Origin of the sequence: Lysobacter enzymogenes, assembly GCF_017355525.1 — a bacterium.
Taxonomy (GTDB): Bacteria; Pseudomonadota; Gammaproteobacteria; order Xanthomonadales; family Xanthomonadaceae; genus Lysobacter; species Lysobacter enzymogenes_C.
Genome location: NZ_CP067395.1, coordinates 1,701,731 through 1,722,170, shown reverse-complemented (window position 1 = coordinate 1,722,170; position 20,440 = coordinate 1,701,731). Strand labels below are relative to the sequence as shown.

The 20,440-nt window shown below is 70.5% G+C and carries 16 protein-coding genes; 12 read left to right on the top strand and 4 right to left on the bottom strand.

What is annotated here, in order from left to right; all coding sequences use genetic code 11:
- Positions 1-16: 16 nt before the first annotated feature.
- Positions 17-679 (top strand): hypothetical protein, encoded by a 663-nt coding sequence (locus tag JHW38_RS07050; RefSeq protein WP_207525265.1) that lies wholly within the window; start codon positions 17-19, stop codon positions 677-679.
- A gap of 64 nt (positions 680-743) precedes the next feature.
- Complete coding sequence (lnt, locus tag JHW38_RS07045; RefSeq protein WP_207525264.1) at positions 744-3,206, top strand: apolipoprotein N-acyltransferase; 2,463 nt, start codon at positions 744-746, stop codon at positions 3,204-3,206.
- A 16-nt stretch (positions 3,207-3,222) separates the two neighbouring features.
- On the opposite strand, the gene JHW38_RS07040 is transcribed toward lnt, so the two are convergent.
- Positions 3,223-4,152 (bottom strand): AraC family transcriptional regulator, encoded by a 930-nt coding sequence (locus JHW38_RS07040; protein ID WP_207525263.1) that lies wholly within the window; start codon positions 4,150-4,152, stop codon positions 3,223-3,225.
- 89 nt (positions 4,153-4,241) lie between these two features.
- Between JHW38_RS07040 and JHW38_RS07035 the strand changes: the two genes are divergently transcribed.
- Together JHW38_RS07035 and JHW38_RS07030 are read left to right on the top strand one after the other, a co-directional pair.
- Positions 4,242-5,075, top strand: a complete 834-nt coding sequence (locus JHW38_RS07035; RefSeq protein ID WP_207525262.1) for an oxidoreductase — start codon at positions 4,242-4,244, stop codon at positions 5,073-5,075.
- Between the two features lie 139 nt (positions 5,076-5,214).
- Positions 5,215-6,633 (top strand): amino acid permease, encoded by a 1,419-nt coding sequence (locus tag JHW38_RS07030; protein ID WP_207525261.1) that lies wholly within the window; start codon positions 5,215-5,217, stop codon positions 6,631-6,633.
- Between the two features lie 28 nt (positions 6,634-6,661).
- On the opposite strand, the gene JHW38_RS07025 is transcribed toward JHW38_RS07030, so the two are convergent.
- Together JHW38_RS07025 and JHW38_RS07020 are read right to left on the bottom strand one after the other, a co-directional pair.
- Positions 6,662-6,958: a hypothetical protein gene (locus tag JHW38_RS07025; protein WP_207525260.1), complete on the bottom strand. Its 297-nt coding sequence runs from the start codon at positions 6,956-6,958 to the stop codon at positions 6,662-6,664.
- Positions 6,959-7,267: 309 nt separating this feature from the next.
- Positions 7,268-8,296, bottom strand: coding sequence for a M15 family metallopeptidase (locus JHW38_RS07020; protein WP_207525259.1), 1,029 nt, complete (start codon positions 8,294-8,296; stop codon positions 7,268-7,270).
- 486 nt (positions 8,297-8,782) lie between these two features.
- Between JHW38_RS07020 and JHW38_RS07015 the strand changes: the two genes are divergently transcribed.
- The 3 genes from JHW38_RS07015 to JHW38_RS07005 all read left to right on the top strand — a co-directional run bounded on the left by JHW38_RS07015 (position 8,783) and on the right by JHW38_RS07005 (position 13,430).
- Positions 8,783-11,305, top strand: a complete 2,523-nt coding sequence (locus JHW38_RS07015) for a TonB-dependent receptor (protein WP_207525258.1) — start codon at positions 8,783-8,785, stop codon at positions 11,303-11,305.
- A 448-nt stretch (positions 11,306-11,753) separates the two neighbouring features.
- A complete protein-coding gene (locus JHW38_RS07010) occupies positions 11,754-12,803 on the top strand; it encodes a PD40 domain-containing protein (RefSeq protein ID WP_207525257.1) in 1,050 nt (349 codons plus the stop codon).
- A gap of 102 nt (positions 12,804-12,905) precedes the next feature.
- Positions 12,906-13,430, top strand: coding sequence for a CinA family protein (locus JHW38_RS07005; protein ID WP_207525256.1), 525 nt, complete (start codon positions 12,906-12,908; stop codon positions 13,428-13,430).
- A 176-nt stretch (positions 13,431-13,606) separates the two neighbouring features.
- Here the strand turns inward: JHW38_RS07005 and JHW38_RS07000 are convergent, their stop codons facing one another.
- Positions 13,607-14,548, bottom strand: a complete 942-nt coding sequence (locus JHW38_RS07000; RefSeq protein WP_207525255.1) for a bifunctional helix-turn-helix transcriptional regulator/GNAT family N-acetyltransferase — start codon at positions 14,546-14,548, stop codon at positions 13,607-13,609.
- A gap of 115 nt (positions 14,549-14,663) precedes the next feature.
- On the opposite strand from JHW38_RS07000, the gene lexA reads away from it, so the two are divergent.
- From lexA to alaS, 5 genes are all read left to right on the top strand, one after another.
- Positions 14,664-15,320, top strand: a complete 657-nt coding sequence (lexA, locus tag JHW38_RS06995) for a transcriptional repressor LexA (protein ID WP_207525254.1) — start codon at positions 14,664-14,666, stop codon at positions 15,318-15,320.
- Positions 15,321-15,328: 8 nt separating this feature from the next.
- Positions 15,329-15,553 carry a hypothetical protein gene (locus JHW38_RS06990; protein ID WP_207525253.1) on the top strand — a complete coding sequence of 75 codons (225 nt, stop codon included), beginning with the start codon at positions 15,329-15,331 and terminating at the stop codon, positions 15,551-15,553.
- A 36-nt stretch (positions 15,554-15,589) separates the two neighbouring features.
- Positions 15,590-16,618 carry a recombinase RecA gene (gene recA / locus JHW38_RS06985; protein ID WP_207525252.1) on the top strand — a complete coding sequence of 343 codons (1,029 nt, stop codon included), beginning with the start codon at positions 15,590-15,592 and terminating at the stop codon, positions 16,616-16,618.
- Between the two features lie 466 nt (positions 16,619-17,084).
- On the top strand, positions 17,085-17,585 hold the full coding sequence (gene recX, locus JHW38_RS25435) for a recombination regulator RecX (RefSeq protein WP_242691369.1): 501 nt from the start codon (positions 17,085-17,087) through the stop codon (positions 17,583-17,585).
- Positions 17,586-17,750: 165 nt separating this feature from the next.
- Positions 17,751-20,384 (top strand): alanine--tRNA ligase, encoded by a 2,634-nt coding sequence (gene alaS, locus JHW38_RS06975; RefSeq protein WP_207525251.1) that lies wholly within the window; start codon positions 17,751-17,753, stop codon positions 20,382-20,384.
- Positions 20,385-20,440: the final 56 nt, after the last annotated feature.

Sequence of the window (20,440 nt, the reverse complement as noted above, 5' to 3'; positions counted from 1 at the left end):
ACAGGAGCATTGAGTCTTGACCGAACCTCGTAGCAAAGATCCTTCGCCGTCCCGCGCGGACGGCGAAGGCCTGCGCGTGATCGACCGACCCGCGCCGCCCGGCGACGGCCAGCGGCGCTGGATGGCGGCGATCGCCGTGGCCGTCGCGGTGACGCTGGCGGGCTGGTGGCTGCAGCCCGACTCGGTGCGCGGCGCGCATGCCAGCCCGCGCCACGAGGACGCGCCGGCGCAGCCGGCGGGCGGCGCGCCCGCCGCGCGCGCGGCCGCGCCCGCGGCGGCGCCGCAGCAGGAGGCGGCCGTGCCCGGCAACGATCCCGACGACCTCGCCGGGTACTTCCGTCCCGGCGATCCCGAGCCCACCGGCGCGCAAGTCATCCAGGCCTTGCAGCAGGCCGGCGTGCGCACCGGCCTGGGCGCGTTCAATCCGCCCGGCACCAGTCCGCCGCTGCTCGGGCTGGCGGTGCCGGACGGTTATCCTTTGCCCGCGGGCTATGTGCGCCATCATCAGGTCACCGACGAAGGCGTGCCGATCGAACCGGTGCTGATGTTCGCGCCGGGTTTCGTCCTGCGCGACGCGCGCGGGCGGCCGCTGGCGATGCCGGAAGACCGGATCGTGACGCCGGAGCTGGCGCCGCCCGGCATGCCGCAGCGGCAGATACGGATTCCGCCGCGCGGATAACGGACAGGCGGGTTTCCAGGTACGGCCCAACGCGCACCGGCGCCGCGACACGGAGTGTTTCGACTTGATCCAGGAGCGCTGGTCCTCATCGCGCTGGCGCAGCGTCGCCGGCATTTTCGCCAGCGCGGTCTTGCTCTGCGCGTACGCCCGCGGCGGCTACGCGTGGCCGTTGGGCTTCGTCGCATTGGCGCCGTGGCTGGCGACGCTGGAGCGCGAGCGCCCGATGCTGCGCACGCTGGCGAACGCGGCGCTGATGAGCGTGGCCTTCGTCGCCGCGGTGTTCTACTGGTTCGGCGCGGCCATCGGCGCTTACATCGGCGCGAACGCATCGACCGCCACGCTGGTGTTGCTGGCGTGCGCGCCGCTGCTGCAACCGCAGTTCCTCGCCTACGCCGCGGTGCGGCAATGGGCGGGGCGGCGTCACGGCCCGGTGGTGCGCGCGTTGGCCGCGGCCTCGGCGTGGGTGGCCTGCGAATGGCTGGTGCCGAAGCTGCTCGGCGACACGCTGGCGCATGGGCTGTATCCGTCCGCGCTGTTGCGGCAGGCGGCCGACCTCGGCGGCGCCGCCGGTTTGACCTTCGCGTTGTTGCTGGTCAACGAAGCGGCGCTCGCGGCGATTCAGCGGCGCCGCGACGGCCTGCGTGCGATCGCCAGGCCGCTCGCGCTCGCCACGATGATCGTCGCCTGCCTCGCTGGCTACGGCTTGATCCGACGTGAGGCCTTGCAAGCGCCGCCGGCCGACGCGCCGACCCTGCGCGTGGCGATGATCCAGGCCAGCATCACCGACTACGAACGCCTGCGTAAGGAAATCGGCGCCTACGCCGTGGTGCGCAAGGTGCTCGACACCCATTACGCGCTGTCGTGGTCGGCGCTGCGCGATCACGGCGCCGATGCGCTGCTGTGGTCGGAAACCGTGTATCCGACCAGCTACGGCCATCCGCGCAGCGCCGACGGCGAAGCGCTGGACGCCGAGATCCGCGGCTTCGTCGACGCCGCGGGCGTGCCGCTGGTGTTCGGCACCTACGACCGCGACGGGCAGGGCGAGTACAACGCGGCCGCGTTCCTGGAGCCCGGCAAGGGCTTGCTCGGCATGTACCGCAAGACCCATCCGTTCCCGCTGACCGAATACGTGCCGCCGTGGCTCGACGGCCCGCGCCTGCGCCGCTGGCTGCCGTGGACCGGCGGCTGGCAGCGCGGCGACGGCGCGCGCGTGCTGCCGCTGCGCAGCGCCGACGGGCGCGAGGTCAACGTGGTGCCGCTGATCTGCCTCGACGATGTGCACAGCGATCTGGCCATCGACGGCGCGCGGCTAGGCGCCCAGGCCATCATCGGCATGTCCAACGATTCCTGGTTCACCGCGTACCCGGCCGGCGCGCGCTTGCATCTGGCGGTGGCGGCGTTCCGCAGCATCGAAACCCGGCTGCCGCAGGTGCGCGTCACCAGCAACGGGCTCAGCGCGATCATCGACGACACCGGCGAGGTGTTGGCCAAGACGTCGATGGGCGATCAGGCGGTGCTGACCGCGTTCGTCGCCGCGCGCGATCCGGCGCCGACGCTGATGGTGCGCTGGGGCGATTGGGTCGGCCGCGCCGGCGCCGCGCTGCTGCTGGCCCTGGCCGCGCTGGCGTTGTGGCGGGCTGCGCGCCGCCGCGCCAGCGCTGCGCCGCGCACCGAACCGACCATCGAAGCCGCCGTGCTGACGCCGGCGTGGCGCGCGCTGGGCGGCGCGCTGCGGCTGTGCGCGGGCGCGGGGCTGCTGTGGCTCGGGTTCGACATGCTGACCCGGATCGGCTTGCAGGTGCAGTCGTTGGCGCAGTTGCGCCTATTCGCCGCGGCGGTGGTGGCGCCGGCGGTGGCCGCATGGGCGATCGAGCGCGCGTTCGCCGCGCGGGTGCGGGTCGAAGACGGGTCGCTGGTGCTGGAGCGGCGCCGGCAACGCATCGAATTGCCGGTGGCGTCGATCGCGGCCTTGCGGCCGTGGTGGATCGCGCTGCCGCGCAGCGGCGTCGACCTGCGTCTGGCCGCCGGCCCGCTGTGGACCCGCAGCCTCGCCGTGACCCGCCCGCAGGCCTTGCTGCGCCGCTTGGCCGCGAGCGGCGCGCCGATCCGCTGGGAAGGCCGCGCCGCCGCCGCGCGCGCCGCGTGGGCCGAAGCGCGCGCCGATGCGCGCCGGCGTCGGCTCGATCATCCGCTGGCGAAGTTCGCGCTGTTTCCGCTGCTGCTGGCGCTGGTCGCGTTCCGCCTGCATCAGGTCATCGCCTTCGGCGGTACGTTCGGCGAGTACTACAGCTACGGGCTTGGCGCTTACCTCGCCGGCCTGCTGATCTGGTGGGCGTCGTGGGCGATCGGCCTGATGCTGTTCTCGGCGGTGTTGCGGGTGGCGACGGAAGCGCTGGTCGCCGCCGCCGTCGCGTTGCGCCCGGCGCACGCGGCCGGCGTGCGCGATGCGCTGGAATGGCTGGCGCGCGCGGCGTTCTATCTCGGCGTGCCGGCGTGGCTGGCGTGGCGCTTGCTGTCGATGGGCTGACGCGCGCGCCGCGGCGTCAATGCGAGGAAACGAAGGCCGAACCCGGCGGCGGCCGCGGCAGGGCGAAGCTCGCGCGCATGCGCCGCGCTTCGCGCGCCGGGGTCAGGCCGAACAGGCGCTTGAATTCGCGGTTGAACTGCGAGCCGCTTTCGAATCCCACGGCGTGGCAGGCGGCGGCCGCGGTCATGCCTTCGCGGACCATCAGCAGGCGCGCCTGATGCAGCCGGATCGATTTGAGGTATTGCATCGGCGAGGTGCAGGTCACCGCCTTGAAGTGGCTGTGGAACGAGGGCGCGCTCATGCCGGCTTCGTGCGCCAGTTCGGCCACGTCGAGCGCTTGCGCGTAGCCGGCGTGGATGCGGCGCAGCGCCTTGCCGATCTTGCCGAAGCGGCCCTGCATGGCCAGGGCCGAGCGCAGGGTCGGGCCTTGCGGGCCGGTGAGCACGCGGTAGTACAGCTCGCGCAGCAACTGCGGGCCCAGCACCGCGGCTTCGAGCGGATCGGCCAGCGCCCGCAGCAGGCGCAGCAGCGACCACTGCATCGCCTCGTCGAGCGGACTCGACAGCATGCTCTGCGGTTCGGCGTCGCCGGCGCCGCCGTGGCGGCCGATCTCCAGGGTCAGCTCCGCAGCCAGGGCGAAGTCCAGGTGCAGGTACAGCGCCAGCAACGGCGCTTCGGCGCTGGCATCGGTTTCCATCGCGAACGGGACCGGCACCGACACCGCGAGGTACTGGTGCGCGTCGTAGACGTAAGTGCGCTGGCCGAAGTAACCGCGCTTGCGGCCCTGGAACACGATCACGATGCCGGGGTCGTAGAGCACCGGCGTGCGCGCCAGCGGCCGGTCCGAGCGCAGCATCCGGACACCGTCCAGGGCGGTCAGGTTGTAGCCCTCCTGCGGCGCCAGGAGGCGGGCGAGCGGGGTCAGGGAGGTCAGGGTCGGGTTCATAGGAATAGGCAATTCCATGAGCGGTATGCGCCTTATCCGGGCGCCGGTCGTTACGTATTGTGCGCTCTCTTTCGTTCTTGGAGCGCATCATGGAACACCCGAAGCTGATCCTGATCACCGGTGTCGGCAGCGGCTTCGGCCGCGCCCTGGCCCAGGCCGCGTTGGCGGCGGGGCATCGCGTCGTGGGCACGCTGCGCGACGCCGACGCGGCGCGCGCGTTCGAGGCGCTGGCGCCGGGGCGGGCGCATGCGCGTCTGCTCGACGTCACCGATTTCGACGCGATTCCGGCTGTGGTCGACGGCATCGAAACCGATATCGGCGCGATCGACGCGTTGGTCAACAACGCCGGCTACGGCCACGAAGGCGTGCTGGAGGAGTCGCCGCTGGAACAACTGCGGCGCCAGTTCGAGGTCAACGTGTTCGGCGCGGTGGCGATGATCAAAGCGGTGCTGCCCGGCATGCGCGCGCGTCGCCGCGGCCGCATCCTCAACATCACCTCGATGGGCGGATTCATCACCATGCCGGGCATCGCCTATTACTGCGGCAGCAAGTTCGCGCTGGAAGGCATCGGCGAAGCGCTGTGCCAGGAAGTCGCGGCGCTGGGCATCCATGTCACCGCGGTCGCGCCGGGCTCGTTCCGCACCGACTGGGCCGGCCGCTCGATGGTGCGCACGCCGCGCTCGATAAGCGACTACGACGCGGTGTTCGACCCGGTGCGCGAGCGGCGCGAACGAACCAGCGGCCAACAGCTCGGCGACCCGGACAAGGCCGCGCAGGCGCTGCTGCACATCCTCGACAGCCCCGCGCCGCCCGCGCATCTGTTGCTCGGCAGCGATGCGCTGCGGCTGGTGCGCGAGAAAACCGCCGCGCTGCTGCAGGAATTCGAGCGCTGGGAAGCGGTGACCCGCTCGACCGACGGTTGAGGCCGGCGCCGCAACGGCCGCTGGCGCGCACTCGGCGGGCGATTGTGCGGACATCCGCATGCGAGCAGGGCAAGCGCGACTAGTCCCGCGCGCCGCGCCGGTGCGAGCATCGCCCGGACCTTCGCCGCCGGGAGTTCCGATGCGCCTCACCGCCCGCATGCTGCGCCGCAAATCGGTCGAACAACTGCAACGCCAGGCGCAGGCGCGCGGCGAGCTGCGGCGGGTGCTCGGGCTGTGGCATCTGACCGCGATCGGCCTCGGCGGCATCATCGGCGTCGGCATCTTCGTGCTGACCGGCACCGTCGCCGCCGGCCACGCCGGGCCGGCGGTGGTGCTGTCGTTCCTGATCGCCGGCGTCGCCAGCGCGGCGGCGGCCTTGTGCTACGCCGAGTTCGCCGGGCTGATCCCGGTGTCGGGCAGCGCCTACACCTACGGCTATGCGGTGCTCGGCGAATTCGCCGGCTGGTTGATCGGCTGGGACTTGCTGCTGGAGTTCGCGCTGATCGCCGCGGTCGTGGCGGTGGGCTGGTCGGGTTATGTGCAAGCGCTGCTGGCCGCGGCCGGCGTGGAGTTGCCGCTGTGGGCGCGCGGCGCGTACTTCGGCGACGTGCCGGGGCAGGTGTTGAACCTGCCGGCGGTGTTCGTATCGCTGGCGATCACCGCATTGCTGGCGTTCGGCACCCAGGCCGGCGCGCGCTTCAACACCGTGGTGGTGGCGATCAAGATCGGCGCGGCGGTGCTGGTGATCGCCGCCGGCGCGGCCTTCGTCGATCCGGCGCGCTGGCAGCCGTTCATGCCGTTCGGCTTCGGCGGCGTGGTCACCGGCGCCTCGATCGTGTTCTTCGCCGTGTTCGGTTACGAAATGATGACCACCGCGGCCGAGGAAGCGCTGAACCCGCAGCGCGACCTGCCGCGCGCGGTGGTGCTGTCGCTGGCCATCGCGATGACCCTGTACGTCGGCATCTGCCTGGTGCTGACCGGGATCGTGTCCTACGCCAGCCTCGACAACGACGCGCCGGTCGCCAACGCCTTCGCCGCGATCGGCCTGCCGCGGGTGATGGTGGCGATTTCGCTGGCCTCGATCTGCGGGATCACCAGCGTGATCTTCGCCAACCTGATGGCCGGCGCGCGGATCTGGTTCGCGCTGGCGCGCGACGGGCTGCTGCCGGGCTGGTTCGGCCAGACCCATCCGCGCTGGCGTACGCCGTGGCGCACCACCTGGCTGATCGGCGCGGTCGCGGCGCTGGCGGCCGGTTTGTTCACCCTGGAAGAGCTGGCCAAGCTGGTCAACATCGGCGTGCTGTGCGCGTTCGTGGTGATCTGCAGCGCGGTGCTGGTGCTGCGGCGGACCCGGCCCGAGCTGGAGCGGCCGTTCCGCACCCCGTTCGCGCCGTGGGTGCCGCTGATCGGGATCGGGTTTTCGCTGTGGCTGATCGCCGGCCTGCCGTGGATCACCTACGAGCGCTTCGCGCTGTGGCTGCTGATCGGCTGCGCGGTGTACTTCGGATACGGTATCCGCCACAGCCGTCTGGCCGACGCGCCCGCCGGCGCCGGCTGAGCGCCGCGCACCCGCCGCGGCGACGCGCTCAGCGCTGGCCGCTGGCGGCGTGGCCGGCTGCGGCCGCGGCCGCGGGGCGCCGCGCGGCCTGCGCCGCTTCGGCGGCTTCGTCGAAGGGATAGTCGTCCGCGCGGCGCGCGTGCGCGCTCGCCGCGGGCCGGTTCGCGCGCGCGGCGCGGCAGGGCTGGGTCGACGCCACCGCGGCGCTGCGCGGCAGGTCGCGGGCTGGGCGGGACGGCAGGAACGCGGCCGCCAGCAGGCAGGCGCCGGCGATCAGCGCGGCCGCGGTCGGTGGCGTAAGCGCTACGCCGAGAGTGGTTTTCATGCGATACCGAAGAAGTGTGGCGGAGCGGCCTTGGCGGCCGCGATGCGCGTTCGAGCGCGCTTATGCGTTTATGGTGGCGCCGTGTTGTGGCGGCTGCATGTGCAGAACGTCCCCCCGGACCGCGGCGAGGATCGCACGCGAAGCCACGCATTGCACGCCAAGCGCGACGACGATGCCAGCTAGGAACGACCCTAGTCGGGCCGCGCGCAGGCGCACGCGGCCGGCGTCGCGTGCGCGCGTTCGGGCGCGGGCCGCGCCGGGGTTCGGTCTGCGCTGCGCGCCGGCCGGGCCGCGCCGCCGCCGCGCGGCTCAGCGCGCGCCGAGCCCGAGCTGGTTCCAGACCTGCTGCAGGCCGCCCTGGCGATAGCCCGGCAGCATCGTGCGCGCCTCGCCGGCGCCGAGGCCGGGGTGGTATTCGATGTGCGGGCGATCGTTGATGCCGCGCCAGTTGCCGCCCCATTCCAGTCCGCGCGCCGCGGCGATCTCGCCGTAGCGGTCCCAGTGGGCGTTGTCGGGCCAGCTCGGCTGGCCGCGCGCGTCGTTGAAGGCCACGTCGACCGCCAGCCCGTAGTTGTGCCAGGAACTGCCGCCGGTGGCGTTCGTGACGATCCGGCCCGGCGCGGTGCGGCCTTGCGCGTACAGCGCGTTCTGTTCCTCGACGCTGCGGAAATCGCTGACCACGCGCATGTCCATCGCCTCGCGCCGCGCCTGGGCGATGGTCGCGGTCGCCAGCCGCGCCATTTCGCGGTTGATGTTGGGGTTGTCCAGGCGACCGTTCGGATCGGCCGCGTGCAGGTTGACCAGGTCGCGCATCTGCTGGTCCGGACCGAGTTCGCGCAGTTGCACGCGGGTGTTGATGTCGTCGTAGACGCTGCGCGGCGCGGTGTCGGCGTTGAGCTGGACCTGGCCGTCGTTGCGGATGCTGCCGGCGACCGCGCCGTCGGCGCCGATCAGTTCGCCGTTGCGGATGCTGTAGGTCTGCCCGTCGAGAGTCAGGGTGCCGGCGTCGGGCGTCAGCGCGCTCGGCGTGGCCTGCGGGTCCAGGGTCTGTTCGGCGGCGCCTTGCAGGTAGGTGGCGGTGGCGAGGTTCGGCGTCGCCGCGAACGCGTTCAAGGCCTCGACTTGCTGCTCGACGCTGAGCGCGGCGTAGCTCGGCGCGGCGGTCAGCGCGCCGAGCGCGGCCACCGCGTCGGGATTGCTCTCCAGCGCATCGCGCAGTTCGTCTTCGCGGGTCTGCGCCGCGCTCGGTTCGGCTTGCGCGCCGAGCGACGCGCTGTCGTTGGCGTGCGAGGCCGAGGCCGTGCCGGACGTGCCCGAACTGCCGTTGACGCTGTCCATGAGCCGTTCTCCTGGTCGTGCGCCGCGTGCATCGCGCCGCGGCGGCGGTCGCGGTCCATTGCAGGCGCGGCGAGGGCAGGGGACCAGCTAGGAACGACCCTAGGACCTGCGCGCGGCCTCATCGCCGCGGCGACGTGAGTCACGGAACTGGCTCCGCTCGCGACGTGCAGAACCGAAGCGGGCATGCGACCGCCGTCGCCCGCGCAGCGCGATGCGTTCGAACGTTTTTCCGAACGTTCGTGCGCACGCCACGCAATTGTTTGCCGAAACAAAGGTGTTGCGACGCGACATGACGGCAGCGTATTGCGTGCTAATTTCCAGCATCAAAGTGCGTCCCACGTCACCCGGCCGTCTTCCCCCGCCGATCGCGTATACGTCGTGGATGCCTTGCGCATAGGAAGCGCGCGCAGCGTGCAGATCGCTGCCGTCGCCAGACAGAGAAGTCCTGAGGTTTCGCCGGAACGTCGTCACAGAGGGGAATGTCCGATGCTCGCTCGCCTGCCAGGTCGCAAGACCTTGTCGTTTGCTGTCGCCTTGAGTTTGGCCGCGTCCGCCGCCGCGCACGCGCAATCGCCCGCGCCGGCGCAGGACGAGGAGGCCAAGACCCTGGCCGGCCTCACCGTCACCGCGCAGAAGCGCGAGGAGGCGATGCAGGACGTGCCGATCTCGATCACCGCCTTGCCCGAGCAACTGCTGCAGGACACCGGCGTGCGCGACATCAAGGACGTGCAGCTGCTGGTGCCCGGTCTGACCGTCAGCAGCACCCAGAGCGAAGTGCAGACGGTGGCGCGCATCCGCGGCATCGGCACGGTCGGCGACAACGCAGGCCTGGAATCGTCGGTCGGCGTGGTCATCGACGGCGTCTACCGCCCGCGCAACGGCGTCGGCTTCGGCGACCTCGGCGAGATCGAGCGGATCGAAGTGCTCAAGGGCCCGCAGGGCACGGTGTTCGGCAAGAACACCTCGGCCGGCGTCATCAACGTCATCAGCCGCCGCCCCGACTACAACACCAAGGTCGAGGGCGAGCTGACCATCGGCGACTACGGCGCGGTCGGCGCGGCCGGCTCGTTCAACACCGCGCTCGGCGACAACGCCGCGTTCCGCGTCTACGGCGCCAAGCGCAAGCGCGACGGCTTCACCGACGTCGAAGTCGGCCGCGGCCCGCGCGGCGAGCGCGAGGACGGCGACCAGAACTTCCACACCCTGCGCGGCCAGTTGCTGTTCGAGCCGAACGACAAGCTCGACATCAACCTGATCGCCGACTACAGCAGCCGCGAGGAGAACTGCTGCGTCGGCCTGACCACGGTGCGCGGGCCGACCTCGGCGATCATCAACGCGCTGGTCGGCGGCACCGGCGTGGCGCCGGTCGCCGATCCGTTCGCGCGCCGCGCCTGGAGCAACCGGCCGACCACCCAGGACATCAAGGACAAGGGCGTTTCCGCCGAAATCAACTGGATCACTCCCTGGTTCGGCGGCGCCACCCTGACCTCGATCACCGCCGCGCGCGACTGGCAGGCGATCAACGGCCTGGACTTCGATTTCACCACCGCCGACATGATCTACCGCAATCCCAACGCGGACGAATCCTTCACCGGCTTCAAGCAGTTCAGCCAGGAACTGCGCCTGACCGGCGCGACCGACAAGCTCGACTGGATGGTCGGGCTGTTCTATTCCGACGAAGACCTCAAGCGCAACGATTCCTACAGCCTGGGCTCGGCCTATGAGCCGTACCTGTCGACCGCGGTGCTGAGCCAGATCGCCGCGCGCTTCCCGGCCGGCGTGGTCAACACCGCCAACGCCGCTACTTTCCTGTCGCAGGCCAGCGGGCGCCCGTTCGGCAGCAGCTTCGGCGGCCTCGGCGCGCTCGACCGCTACCAGCAGAACAGCAAGAGCGTGGCCTTGTTCACCAACAACACCTGGCACGCGACCGACAAGCTCGACCTCACCGTCGGCCTGCGCTACACCAAGGAAAACAAGGAACTCGATTCGGTCTACAGCAATCCCAACGGCGGCCTCGGCTGCGGCGCCGGCCTGGCCAATCCGACCCGGGTCGGCCAGGCGCTGGCCGCGCGCGGGGTGCCGCTGGCGGCGCTCAGCGCGCTGGTGCCGCAGGTGATCGGCTTCATGTGCCTGCCGTGGGCCAACACCCTGCACAACGGCCGGGTCACCAGCCAGGAGCGCGACGAGAAGGAATGGTCGGGCACGATCAAGGCCGCGTACCGCTGGAACGAGCACGTCATGGGCTACGCCTCGGCCGCGCGCGGCTACAAGGCCGGCGGCTTCAACCTCGACCGAGTGCAGTCGTCGAACGGCCTGTCGGCGGGCACCGCGGGCATCACCCCGGTCAACGACACCTCGTTCCCGGGCGAGTTCGTCGACAGCTACGAGCTCGGCGCCAAGACCACCTGGGCCGGCGGCAACCTGCTGCTCAACGCGACCTTGTTCCACCAGACCTACAGCGACTTCCAGCTCAACAGCTTCCTCGGCACCAGCTTCGTGGTGCGCTCGATCCCGGAAGTGGTGTCGCAGGGCATCGACACCGAAGTGCTGTGGCAGACCGGCATCAAGGGCCTGATGCTGCAAGGCGGCGTGATGTACGCCGACACCCAATACGGCAAGGATCCGCTGCCCGACGCCGACCTGGCCAAGCTGCCCGGCGCGCGCGCCAGCTTCGCGCCGCTGTGGTCGGCCTCGGCGGCGGTGACCTACCAATGGGGTTTCGGCCCCGACCTGATCGGCCGCTTCAACATCGGCGCCAAGTATTCCTCCGACTACAACACCGGTTCGGACCTGGATCCGGAGAAGGCCCAATCGGCCTACACCGTGGTCAACGCGCGCGTCGGCATCGGCGCCAAGAACCGGCGCTGGATGGTCGAAGCCTGGGCGCTGAACCTGTTCGACGAGGAGTACAAGCAGGTCGGCTTCGACGCGCCGTTGCAGACCGGGTCGTGGAACGCGTTCCTCGGCGCGCCGCGGACGTATGGCGTGACGTTGCGCGTGTCGTACTGAGCGTCTGCGCGGGCGGGCGGCGGTCGTACGCGACCGCCGCTGTGCGACGCAGAGTCTTCATCGGCTTTCGCCGCGACCGGACGTTGCGCGGTCGCGGCTCGCGCCGCTCCTACAGTCGCAACGCAACCCTCCGCAGCTACCTGTAGGAGCGGCGCAAGCCGCGACCCGGCCCTCGCCACCGCCGAGACGCTACACCTCCGGCCGGCCGACCCACCGCCGCCACCGATCGCGCTGACATAAATCACTGGCGAAAAACGCCAGCCCCTCGCGCCGCGCCTCGCGCGAAAACCACGCAAAAATCCCGCGAAACCGCAATGACGAGCGGCACATGCCGCCGCCTGCGCGCCGCCCTAGCGTGAGCCGCGCATCCAGCGACAACCCATCCGGCCACGGAACGGCGCCGCCCGCGAACGCGCCGTTCGCCTTCCGCTCTCCGGAGTATCCGCGCATGCGCGTTTCCGTCCGTCTGCGCGCCGGCCTGTCCGGCGTGGCGTTGCTGTCCGCTTTCGGTTTGTTCGCTTCGGCCCTGTGCGCCGCCGCCGCGCCGGATCCGACGCCGACGGTGTTCGCCGCCGGCGTGATCTCCGGCCCCGCCCACGACGCCGCGCCGGCGTTCTCGCCCGACGGCGCCACCGTGTTCTTCGGCCGCCAGGCGCCGGAGGTCGCGGTAGTGATGGAATCGCATCGCAGCGCACGCGGTTGGAGCGCGCCGCGGATCGCGCCGTTCTCCGGCGAGTGGACCGACATGGAGCCGGCGATGGCGCCGGACGGTTCCTATCTGGTCTACGTCTCCAACCGTCCCGCGCGCCCCGGCGAGCCGCCGCGCGACGGCCACTACAACGGCAAGACCTGGCCCGGCAAGGGCAGCGCGCTGTGGCGCGTGCGCCGCACCGCCCACGGCTGGAGCGAACCCGAGCGCCTGCCGGACCGGATCAACCGCAACGACTCGGTCTACGCGCCGAGCATCGCCGCCGACGGCACCTTGTACTTCATGCACCCCAACGCCAAGACCGGCTACTTCCAGTTGTTCAGCGCGCGCCTGCGCGACGGCGACTACGACGAACCGCAGCCGTTGCCGTTCAGCGGCGGCGAACAGAGCGACGTCGACCCGGCGGTGGCGCCGGACCAATCCTTCCTGATCTTCGGCTCGCGCCGCGCCCCGGCCACCGCCTCGATGGACCTGTTCGTGGTGTTCCGCGACGGCGCCGGCTGGGGCGTTCCGCAATGGCTCGGCGACCGCGTCAACAGCAGCGGCTCCGACGCCGAACCGCGCCTGAGCCCCGACCTGTCGACCCTGTATTTCAGCAGCGAACGCAGCCAACCGGTGACCTACCCGCGCACCCGCGAACAGACCGCGGCGGACCTGGCCCGCATCCAGGCCTGGGACAACTCGCTCTACAACATCTGGCAGGTTCCGCTGCAACCTTTGTTGAGCGCACACCGCACCACGCAACCATCCGCAGCCCCTGTAGGAGCGGCGCAAGCCGCGACGCGGTAAATCCCACCGCCGAGACCCCACGCGCAACCCGCGCCCGCATCCGCCCGCGATCCCGACCCACCCGGCAAAGCCGGCGCCCCCGCGCCCGTTATAGTGACGCCCATGAGCGCCCACAGCCCGACCCTCGACCCCGCCGAAACCACCGACGCCGTGCTCCAGTCCCTGGCCGCGCGCATCGGCGAAACCGCGCGCCGCAATCACCATATGCTGGTCACCGCCGAAAGCTGCACCGGCGGCTGGATCGCCAAGACCCTGACCGACATCGCCGGCTCCTCGGCCTGGTTCGAATGCGGCCTGGTCGCGTACAGCTACGAAGCCAAACAGGCCTTGCTGAGCGTGCGCCCGCAGACTCTGGAGCAGCACGGCGCGGTCAGCCGCGAAACCGTGATCGAAATGGTCTCCGGCGCCCTGGCCAACACCGGCGCGACCCTCGCCGTCGCGGTCACCGGCATCGCCGGTCCCGGCGGCGGCACCGAGGACAAGCCGGTCGGTACGGTGTGGGTCGCGTGGAAACGCCGCGGCGGCTATCCGCGCGCCGAAGCCTTCCACTTCGAAGGCGACCGCGAAGCGGTGCGGCGGCAGACCGTCGCGGCGGCGCTGCAAGGCCTGGACACGCTCGCGTCCTGAGCGTCGGCTCCCTGTAGGAGCGGCGCAAGCCGCGACCGCGGGGTTTCAGGCCGCGCCGAAACCCACCTGCATCGCGCACGGCCGCCGAACGGCTGCGATCGTTGCATCGGCTATCGCAATGGCCGCGTCGCGGCTCGCGCCGCTCCTACAGGGGGCGGTCGCGGCAACGCGGCGGTTCACTCCAGCGAGCGCTCCCAGATCTGCCCGACCAGATCGTGGCCGAAGCTGCGATGGCGGTTTTCCTCGATCAACACGAAGCCGAAGCTCTCGTAGATGCGCCGCGCCGCGACCAAAATGTCGTTGGTCCACAGGCGCATGCGCGGATAGCCCGCGCCGCGCGCGAAGTCGATGCAGGTCTCGACCAGGCGCTTGCCCACGCCGAGCCCGCGCGCGCGTGGGTCCACCAGCAGGCAGCGCAACTGCGCGATCTGCGGGTCCTCGTTGTTGGCCACGACGAACACGCAGCCGACCCGCTCGCCGTCGATCTCGGCGATCCAGCAACGCTCGCGCGCCGGATCGTGCTGGCCGGCGAACTGCGCGAACAGCCGCGCCACCAGCGCTTCGAAATCGCCGTTCCAGCCGTACTCGTCGGCGTACAGGCGCGCGTGGCGTTCGATCGCCCAGCCGATGTCGCCGACCCCGTACTCGCGCACGCGCAGCCGCTGCGGCGCCGGCAGCGCGTGCGCGGTCAGCGCGCGCTCGGCGTCGGCGATCGCGCGCAGCAGCCGGTCGCGGTCCAGCGGCGACAGCGCCGCCAGCATCGTCGCGGTGGCCTCGTGCGAACTGCGGTCGAGCGCGGCGAAGGCGCTGCGGCCGGACCCAGTCAGGCGCAACGCGAAGCTGCGCGCGTCGTGTTCGGAGCGTTGCTTTTCGATCAGCCCGGCATCGACGAAGGCCTGCACGATCCGGCTCAGATAGCCCGCGTCCAGGCCCAACGTCTCGCCGATCTCGCGCGCCGCCACCGGTTCGCGCTGGGCCAGTTCGAACAGCACCCGCGCCTGGGTCAGGGTGTAGGGGCTGTCGAGCAGGTCCTCGCGCAGCACGTCGATCCGGCGGGTGTAGAAGCGGTTGAAGGCGCGGACGGCATCGACCTGGGCCGGGGCGATCTCGGGCGTCATGGCGGCGGCTTGTAGGGAACGAGCGGGCAGGGTGCGGCAGTTATTTGACTCAGTCAATCAATTCGCAGACGAACGGCCTTGCCCGCCCCGGTTGTTAGTAGTAATACTACTAACCATGAATCTGACCGACACCCAGCAAGCCATCCTCGCGCTGATCGCGGAACGGATCGACGCCGAGGGTTTCCCGCCGTCGCAGACCGAGATCGCCCGCGCGTTCGGCTTCAAGGGCGTGCGCGCCGCGCAGTACCACCTCGAAGCGCTCGAGGCGGCCGGCGCGATCGAGCGCCTGCCCGGGCGCGCGCGCGGCATCCGCGTGCTGCAGCCGCCGCCGCAGGCGCAGCGCGAGCTGGGGCTGGTCGCCGCGCCCGCGATCGATGAGGACGCGCTGCGCCTGCCGGTGCTCGGCCGGGTCGCCGCCGGCGCGCCGATCGGTTCGGCCGCCGGCATCGAGCCGGACAACTACGTCCTGCTCGATCGCAACATGTTCTTCCCGTCGCCCGACTACCTGCTCAAGGTCAAGGGCGACTCGATGCGCGACGAGGGCATCTTCGACGGCGATCTGATCGGCGTGCACCGCACCCACGACGCGCGCTCGGGCCAGATCGTGGTCGCGCGCATCGACGACGAGATCACCGTCAAGCTGCTGAAGATCGGCAAGGACCGCATCCGCCTGCTGCCGCGCAATCCCGATTACGCGCCGATCGAGGTCCTGCCCGACCAGGACTTCGCCATCGAAGGCCTGTACTGCGGCCTGGTCCGGCCCAACCGTTGAGCGCCGCGATGGCCAGCGCCCGCCTGTTCGACCGCTACGGCTTCGCGCGCGAATGCGCCGCGGTCGGCGCCGCCGAGGCCGCCCTGCGCGGCCTCGACGAGACGATTTCCGCTGCGCTGGCGCGGGGAAATCCGACCCCGGCATCGGCAACCGCCCGGCAGCGCACGGCCGCTTCGACGGATAATTTGGCTCTCGGCGCTGCGATCTCAGCCTCTGCGATACGCGCCCTCTAACGTATCCCCACCACGACAGACTTAAGGAACACAGCGATGGACGAGAACAAGAAGCGCGCGCTTGCGGCCGCCCTGGGCCAGATCGAAAAGCAGTTCGGCAAGGGTTCGGTGATGCGCATGGGCGACCGCGCGGTCGAAGCCGCCGAAGTGATCGGCACCGGCTCGCTGATGCTCGACATCGCGCTCGGCATCGGCGGCCTGCCCAAGGGCCGCGTGGTCGAGATCTACGGCCCGGAATCCTCGGGCAAGACCACCCTGACGCTGCAGGCCATCGCCCAGTGCCAGAAGAACGGCGGCACCGCCGCCTTCATCGACGCCGAGCACGCGCTCGACCCGATCTACGCCGCCAAGCTCGGCGTCAACATCGACGACCTGCTGGTCTCGCAGCCCGACACCGGCGAGCAGGCCCTGGAAATCGCCGACATGCTGGTGCGTTCGGCCGCGGTCGACATGGTCGTGGTCGACTCGGTCGCCGCGCTGACCCCGAAGGCCGAAATCGAAGGCGAAATGGGCGACCAGCTGCCGGGCCTGCAGGCCCGCCTGATGTCGCAGGCGCTGCGCAAGCTCACCGGCAACATCAAGCGCTCCAACGTGCTGGTGATCTTCATCAACCAGCTGCGCATGAAGATCGGCGTGATGATGCCGGGCCAGAGCCCGGAAACCACCACCGGCGGCAACGCGCTCAAGTTCTACGCCTCGGTGCGCCTGGACATCCGCCGCATCGGCGCGATCAAGAAGGGCGACGAGATCATCGGCAACCAGACCAAGATCAAGGTCGTCAAGAACAAGATGGCGCCCCCGTTCAAGCAGATCGTCACCGAAATCCTCTACGGCGAAGGCATTTCGCGCGAGGGCGAGCTGATCGACATGGGCGTGGAAGCCAAGCTGGTCGAGAAGTCGGGCGCCTGGTACAGCTGCGACGGCGAGCGCATCGGCCAGGGCAAGGAGAACGCCCGCCAATACCTCAAGGAAAACCCCGAAATGGCCCAGCGCCTGGAAGCCAACCTGCGCGAGAAGTTCGTGCCGGCCGAGGCTTCGCGCGACGAGGCCGCCAGCGACGAGTAATGCTCGCCGGCCCTTAGCGAATCGTCTTGCAATGAGTTCCGATCGGGATGACGGACGGCGTCATGGTGGTGACGCCGGCAGCACGGCCGGGCAGGGTGGCGAGCACTCGCCCGGCCGTGAAGCGGTAGGTCTGAACGAACTGCGCGCGCGCATGCGCGCGATCGAAAGCGGGGACCGGTCCGCAGCTGCGGACCGGTCGTCCCGCGATTCGGCGTTTTCGGCGTCCGGCGATGATTCGGACGCTGGCCCGCGGGCGCCGCGGCGGATCGGCTCGGTTGCCGGCCGCGACGAAGGCTCCGGCAGCGACGATCGCCACCGCGACGCCGACCCGGCTCGGCCCGACGCCGACGCCGCCCTCCGCAACACCTCCGCACGCGACGGCGAAGGCTCCGACGCCCGCGGCGACCTCGCGCACCGCGCCCCCGAAACCGCGTTCGAACACCCGTTTGCCGACGGCGACGGCCACCTGTTCGACCAAAGTACTAGTGGCCCTTCCCCACGCGAGCGACGCAAGGCCTCGCGTCAGCAGAGCCCGGCCCAGCGCGCGCTCGGCCTGCTGGTCCGGCGCGAGCATTCGCGCAAGGAACTGACCCGGAAACTGACCTCGCGCGGCCTCGACCGCGAGCAGGTCGTCGAAGCCGTCGACCGCCTCGCCGAAGCCGGCTGGCAGGACGACGAGCGCTTCGCCCAGACCCTGGTCCGCAGTCGCGCCAACAATGGCTATGGGCCGATGCATATCCGCGCCGAACTGGGCACCCACGGGCTCGACGGCGAGGCCATCGCCGCGGCCATGGCGAGCTTCGACGGCGACTGGCTGGAAAACGCCCGCGACCTGCTCCGGCGACGCTTCGGCGAGGCCTATGCCGACGACCCGGCGCGGCGCCGCAAAGCCGCGGATTTGCTGATGCGGCGGGGCTTCGAGATGGAAACCATCCGTATCGCCAGCCGTTCGTACCCGTCGGACTGAACGTTCAGGCATTTTTCCTGCGCGGGCTTGCGCACAACGGCCTCCGGCCTGCTAGGCTACGCCGCTTTCGGGTCCCGGGTTGCCTGTTCCAGTCGATGCCCCCATCGTGGTGGCATGGGTTCGGTCGAGCGCTCCGCTCCCGACCAGGCGAATCTTCCCCCAGGCATGAAAACGACCACCGAAATCCGCAGCGATTTCCTCGAGTTCTTTCGGGGCAAAGGCCACACCATCGTGCCGTCGGCGCCGCTGGTGCCGGCCAACGATCCGACCTTGCTGTTCACCAACTCGGGCATGGTCCAGTTCAAGAACGTGTTCCTCGGCAGCGAGAAGCCGGGCTACGTGCGCGCGGCCGACGTGCAGCGCTGCCTGCGCGCCGGCGGCAAGCACAACGACCTCGACCAGGTCGGCTACACCGCGCGCCACCACACCTTCTTCGAAATGCTCGGCAACTGGTCGTTCGGCGACTACTTCAAGGCCGACGCGATCGCCTGGGCCTGGGAACTGCTGACCCAGGTGTGGAAGCTGCCGGCCGAGCGCCTGCTGGTCACGGTCTACCACACCGACGACGAAGCCTTCGACCTGTGGCACAAGAAGATGGGCCTGCCGGCCGATCGGATCGTGCGCATCGGCGACAACAAGGGCGCGCCGTTCGCCTCGGACAATTTCTGGCAGATGGCCGACACCGGCCCCTGCGGCCCGTGCACCGAGATCTTCTACGACCACGGCGCGCACATCGCCGGCGGCCCGCCGGGCTCGCCCGACGAGGACGGCGACCGCTTCATCGAGATCTGGAACCTGGTGTTCATGCAGTTCGACCGCCAGCCCGACGGCACCCTGGTGCCGCTGCCGGCGCCGTGCGTCGACACCGGCATGGGCCTGGAGCGTCTGGCGGCGGTGCTGCAGGGCGTGCACGGCAACTACGAGATCGACCTGTTCCGCCACCTGATCGCCGCCGCGGCCCAGGCCACCGGCACCGCGGACCTGGAGAACAAGTCGCTGCGGGTGATCGCCGATCACATCCGCGCCTGTTCGTTCCTGATCGTCGACGGCGTGCTGCCGTCCAACGACGGCCGCGGCTACGTGCTGCGCCGGATCATCCGCCGCGCCCTGCGCCACGGCTGGATGCTCGGGCAGAAGGGCCCGTTCTTCCACAAGCTGGTGCCGGCGCTGGTCGAGGTGATGGGCGATGCCTATCCCGAACTGACCGCCAAGGCCGACTTCGTCGCCGCCGCGCTCGCCGCCGAGGAGGAGCGCTTCGCCGCGACCCTGGATTCGGGCATGCGCATCTTCGACGAGATCGCCGCGCGCTCGTCCGGCGCCATCGCCGGCGTCGACGCGTTCAAGCTCTACGACACCTACGGTTTCCCGGCCGACCTCACCGGCGACATCGCGCGCGAGCGCGGCCTGTCGGTGGACATGGCCGGCTTCGAAGCCGAGATGGAAAAGCAGCGCGAGATCGCGCGCCAGTCCGGCAAGTTCGGCAACAAGGCCGCGATCCCGGCCGAAGTCGCCGCGCGCCTGGCCCCGACCGAATTCCTCGGCTACGACCGCCTCACCGAAGGCGGCCTGCAAGTCGTCGCGCTGCTGCGCGACGGCGTCGCCGTCGACGAGCTGCGCATCGGCGACGAAGGCGCGGTGATCCTCGACCGCACCCCGTTCTACGCCGAAAGCGGCGGCCAGGTCGGCGACACCGGCGAGCTCGACGAAGCCGGCACCCGATTCCAGGTCGACGACACGCTGAAGTTCGCGGGCCAGTTCCACGGCCACGTCGGCGTGCTGACCGCCGGCAGCCTCAAGGTCGGCGACCGCGTGCTCGGCGCCGTCGACGCCGGCCGCCGCGCCGCGACCGTGCTCAACCACTCCGCGACCCACCTGCTGCACGCGGCCCTGCGCCGCCTGCTCGGCGACCACGTGACCCAGAAGGGTTCGCTGGTCGCGCCGGATCGCCTGCGTTTCGATTTCTCCCACTTCAACCCGCTGACCGACGCCGAACTCGCGCAGATCGAGCGCCAGGTCAACGCCGACGTGCGCGGCAACTACGAAGCCGAAGTCCGCCAGATGGGCATGCAGGAAGCCCTGGATTTCGGCGCGATGGCGCTGTTCGGCGAAAAGTACGGCGACCGCGTGCGCGTGCTGCGCATGGGCGAGGCCTCGACCGAACTGTGCGGCGGCACCCACGTGTCGCGCACCGGCGACATCGGCCTGTTCAAGATCGTCGCCGAAGGCGGCGTCCAGGCCGGCGTGCGCCGCATCGAAGCGGTGACCGGGCAGGGCGCGCTGGACTACGTGGCCGAAGAAGAAGCCCGTCTGGAACAGGCCGCGCGCCTGCTCGGCGGCAACCCGGCCGACGTCACTGACAAGGTGCGCGCGCTGCTGGACCGGCAGAAGAAGCTTGAGCGCGAGCTCGAATCGATCAAGGCCAAGGCCGCCTCCGGCGCCGCGGCCGACCTGGCCGCTTCGGCGGCGCAGATCGGCGCGGTCAAGGTCGTGGCGACCCGGCTGGAAGGTTTCGACGCCAAGGCGTTGCGCGAGGCGGTCGACCGCCTCAAGCAGCAGCTTGGCGATGCGGTGATCGTGCTGGCGGGCGCCAGCGACGGTAAGGCGGCCTTGGTCGCCGGAGTGAACGGAAGCGCGGCTGGCAAGGTCAAGGCGGGGGAACTCCTCTCGCACGTGGCCAGTCAGATCAACGGTAAAGGCGGCGGCCGTCCGGATATGGCGCAGGGCGGCGGCGATGACGGCCCGGCCCTGGTCCAAGCTCTGGCGGGCGTCGCGCAGTGGGTTGAGAGTAAGTTATTCTGAATGGCGAACAGTGACTGCTATCGCTTGCGACCTTGTTTGACCGGTCGCTAAGATGG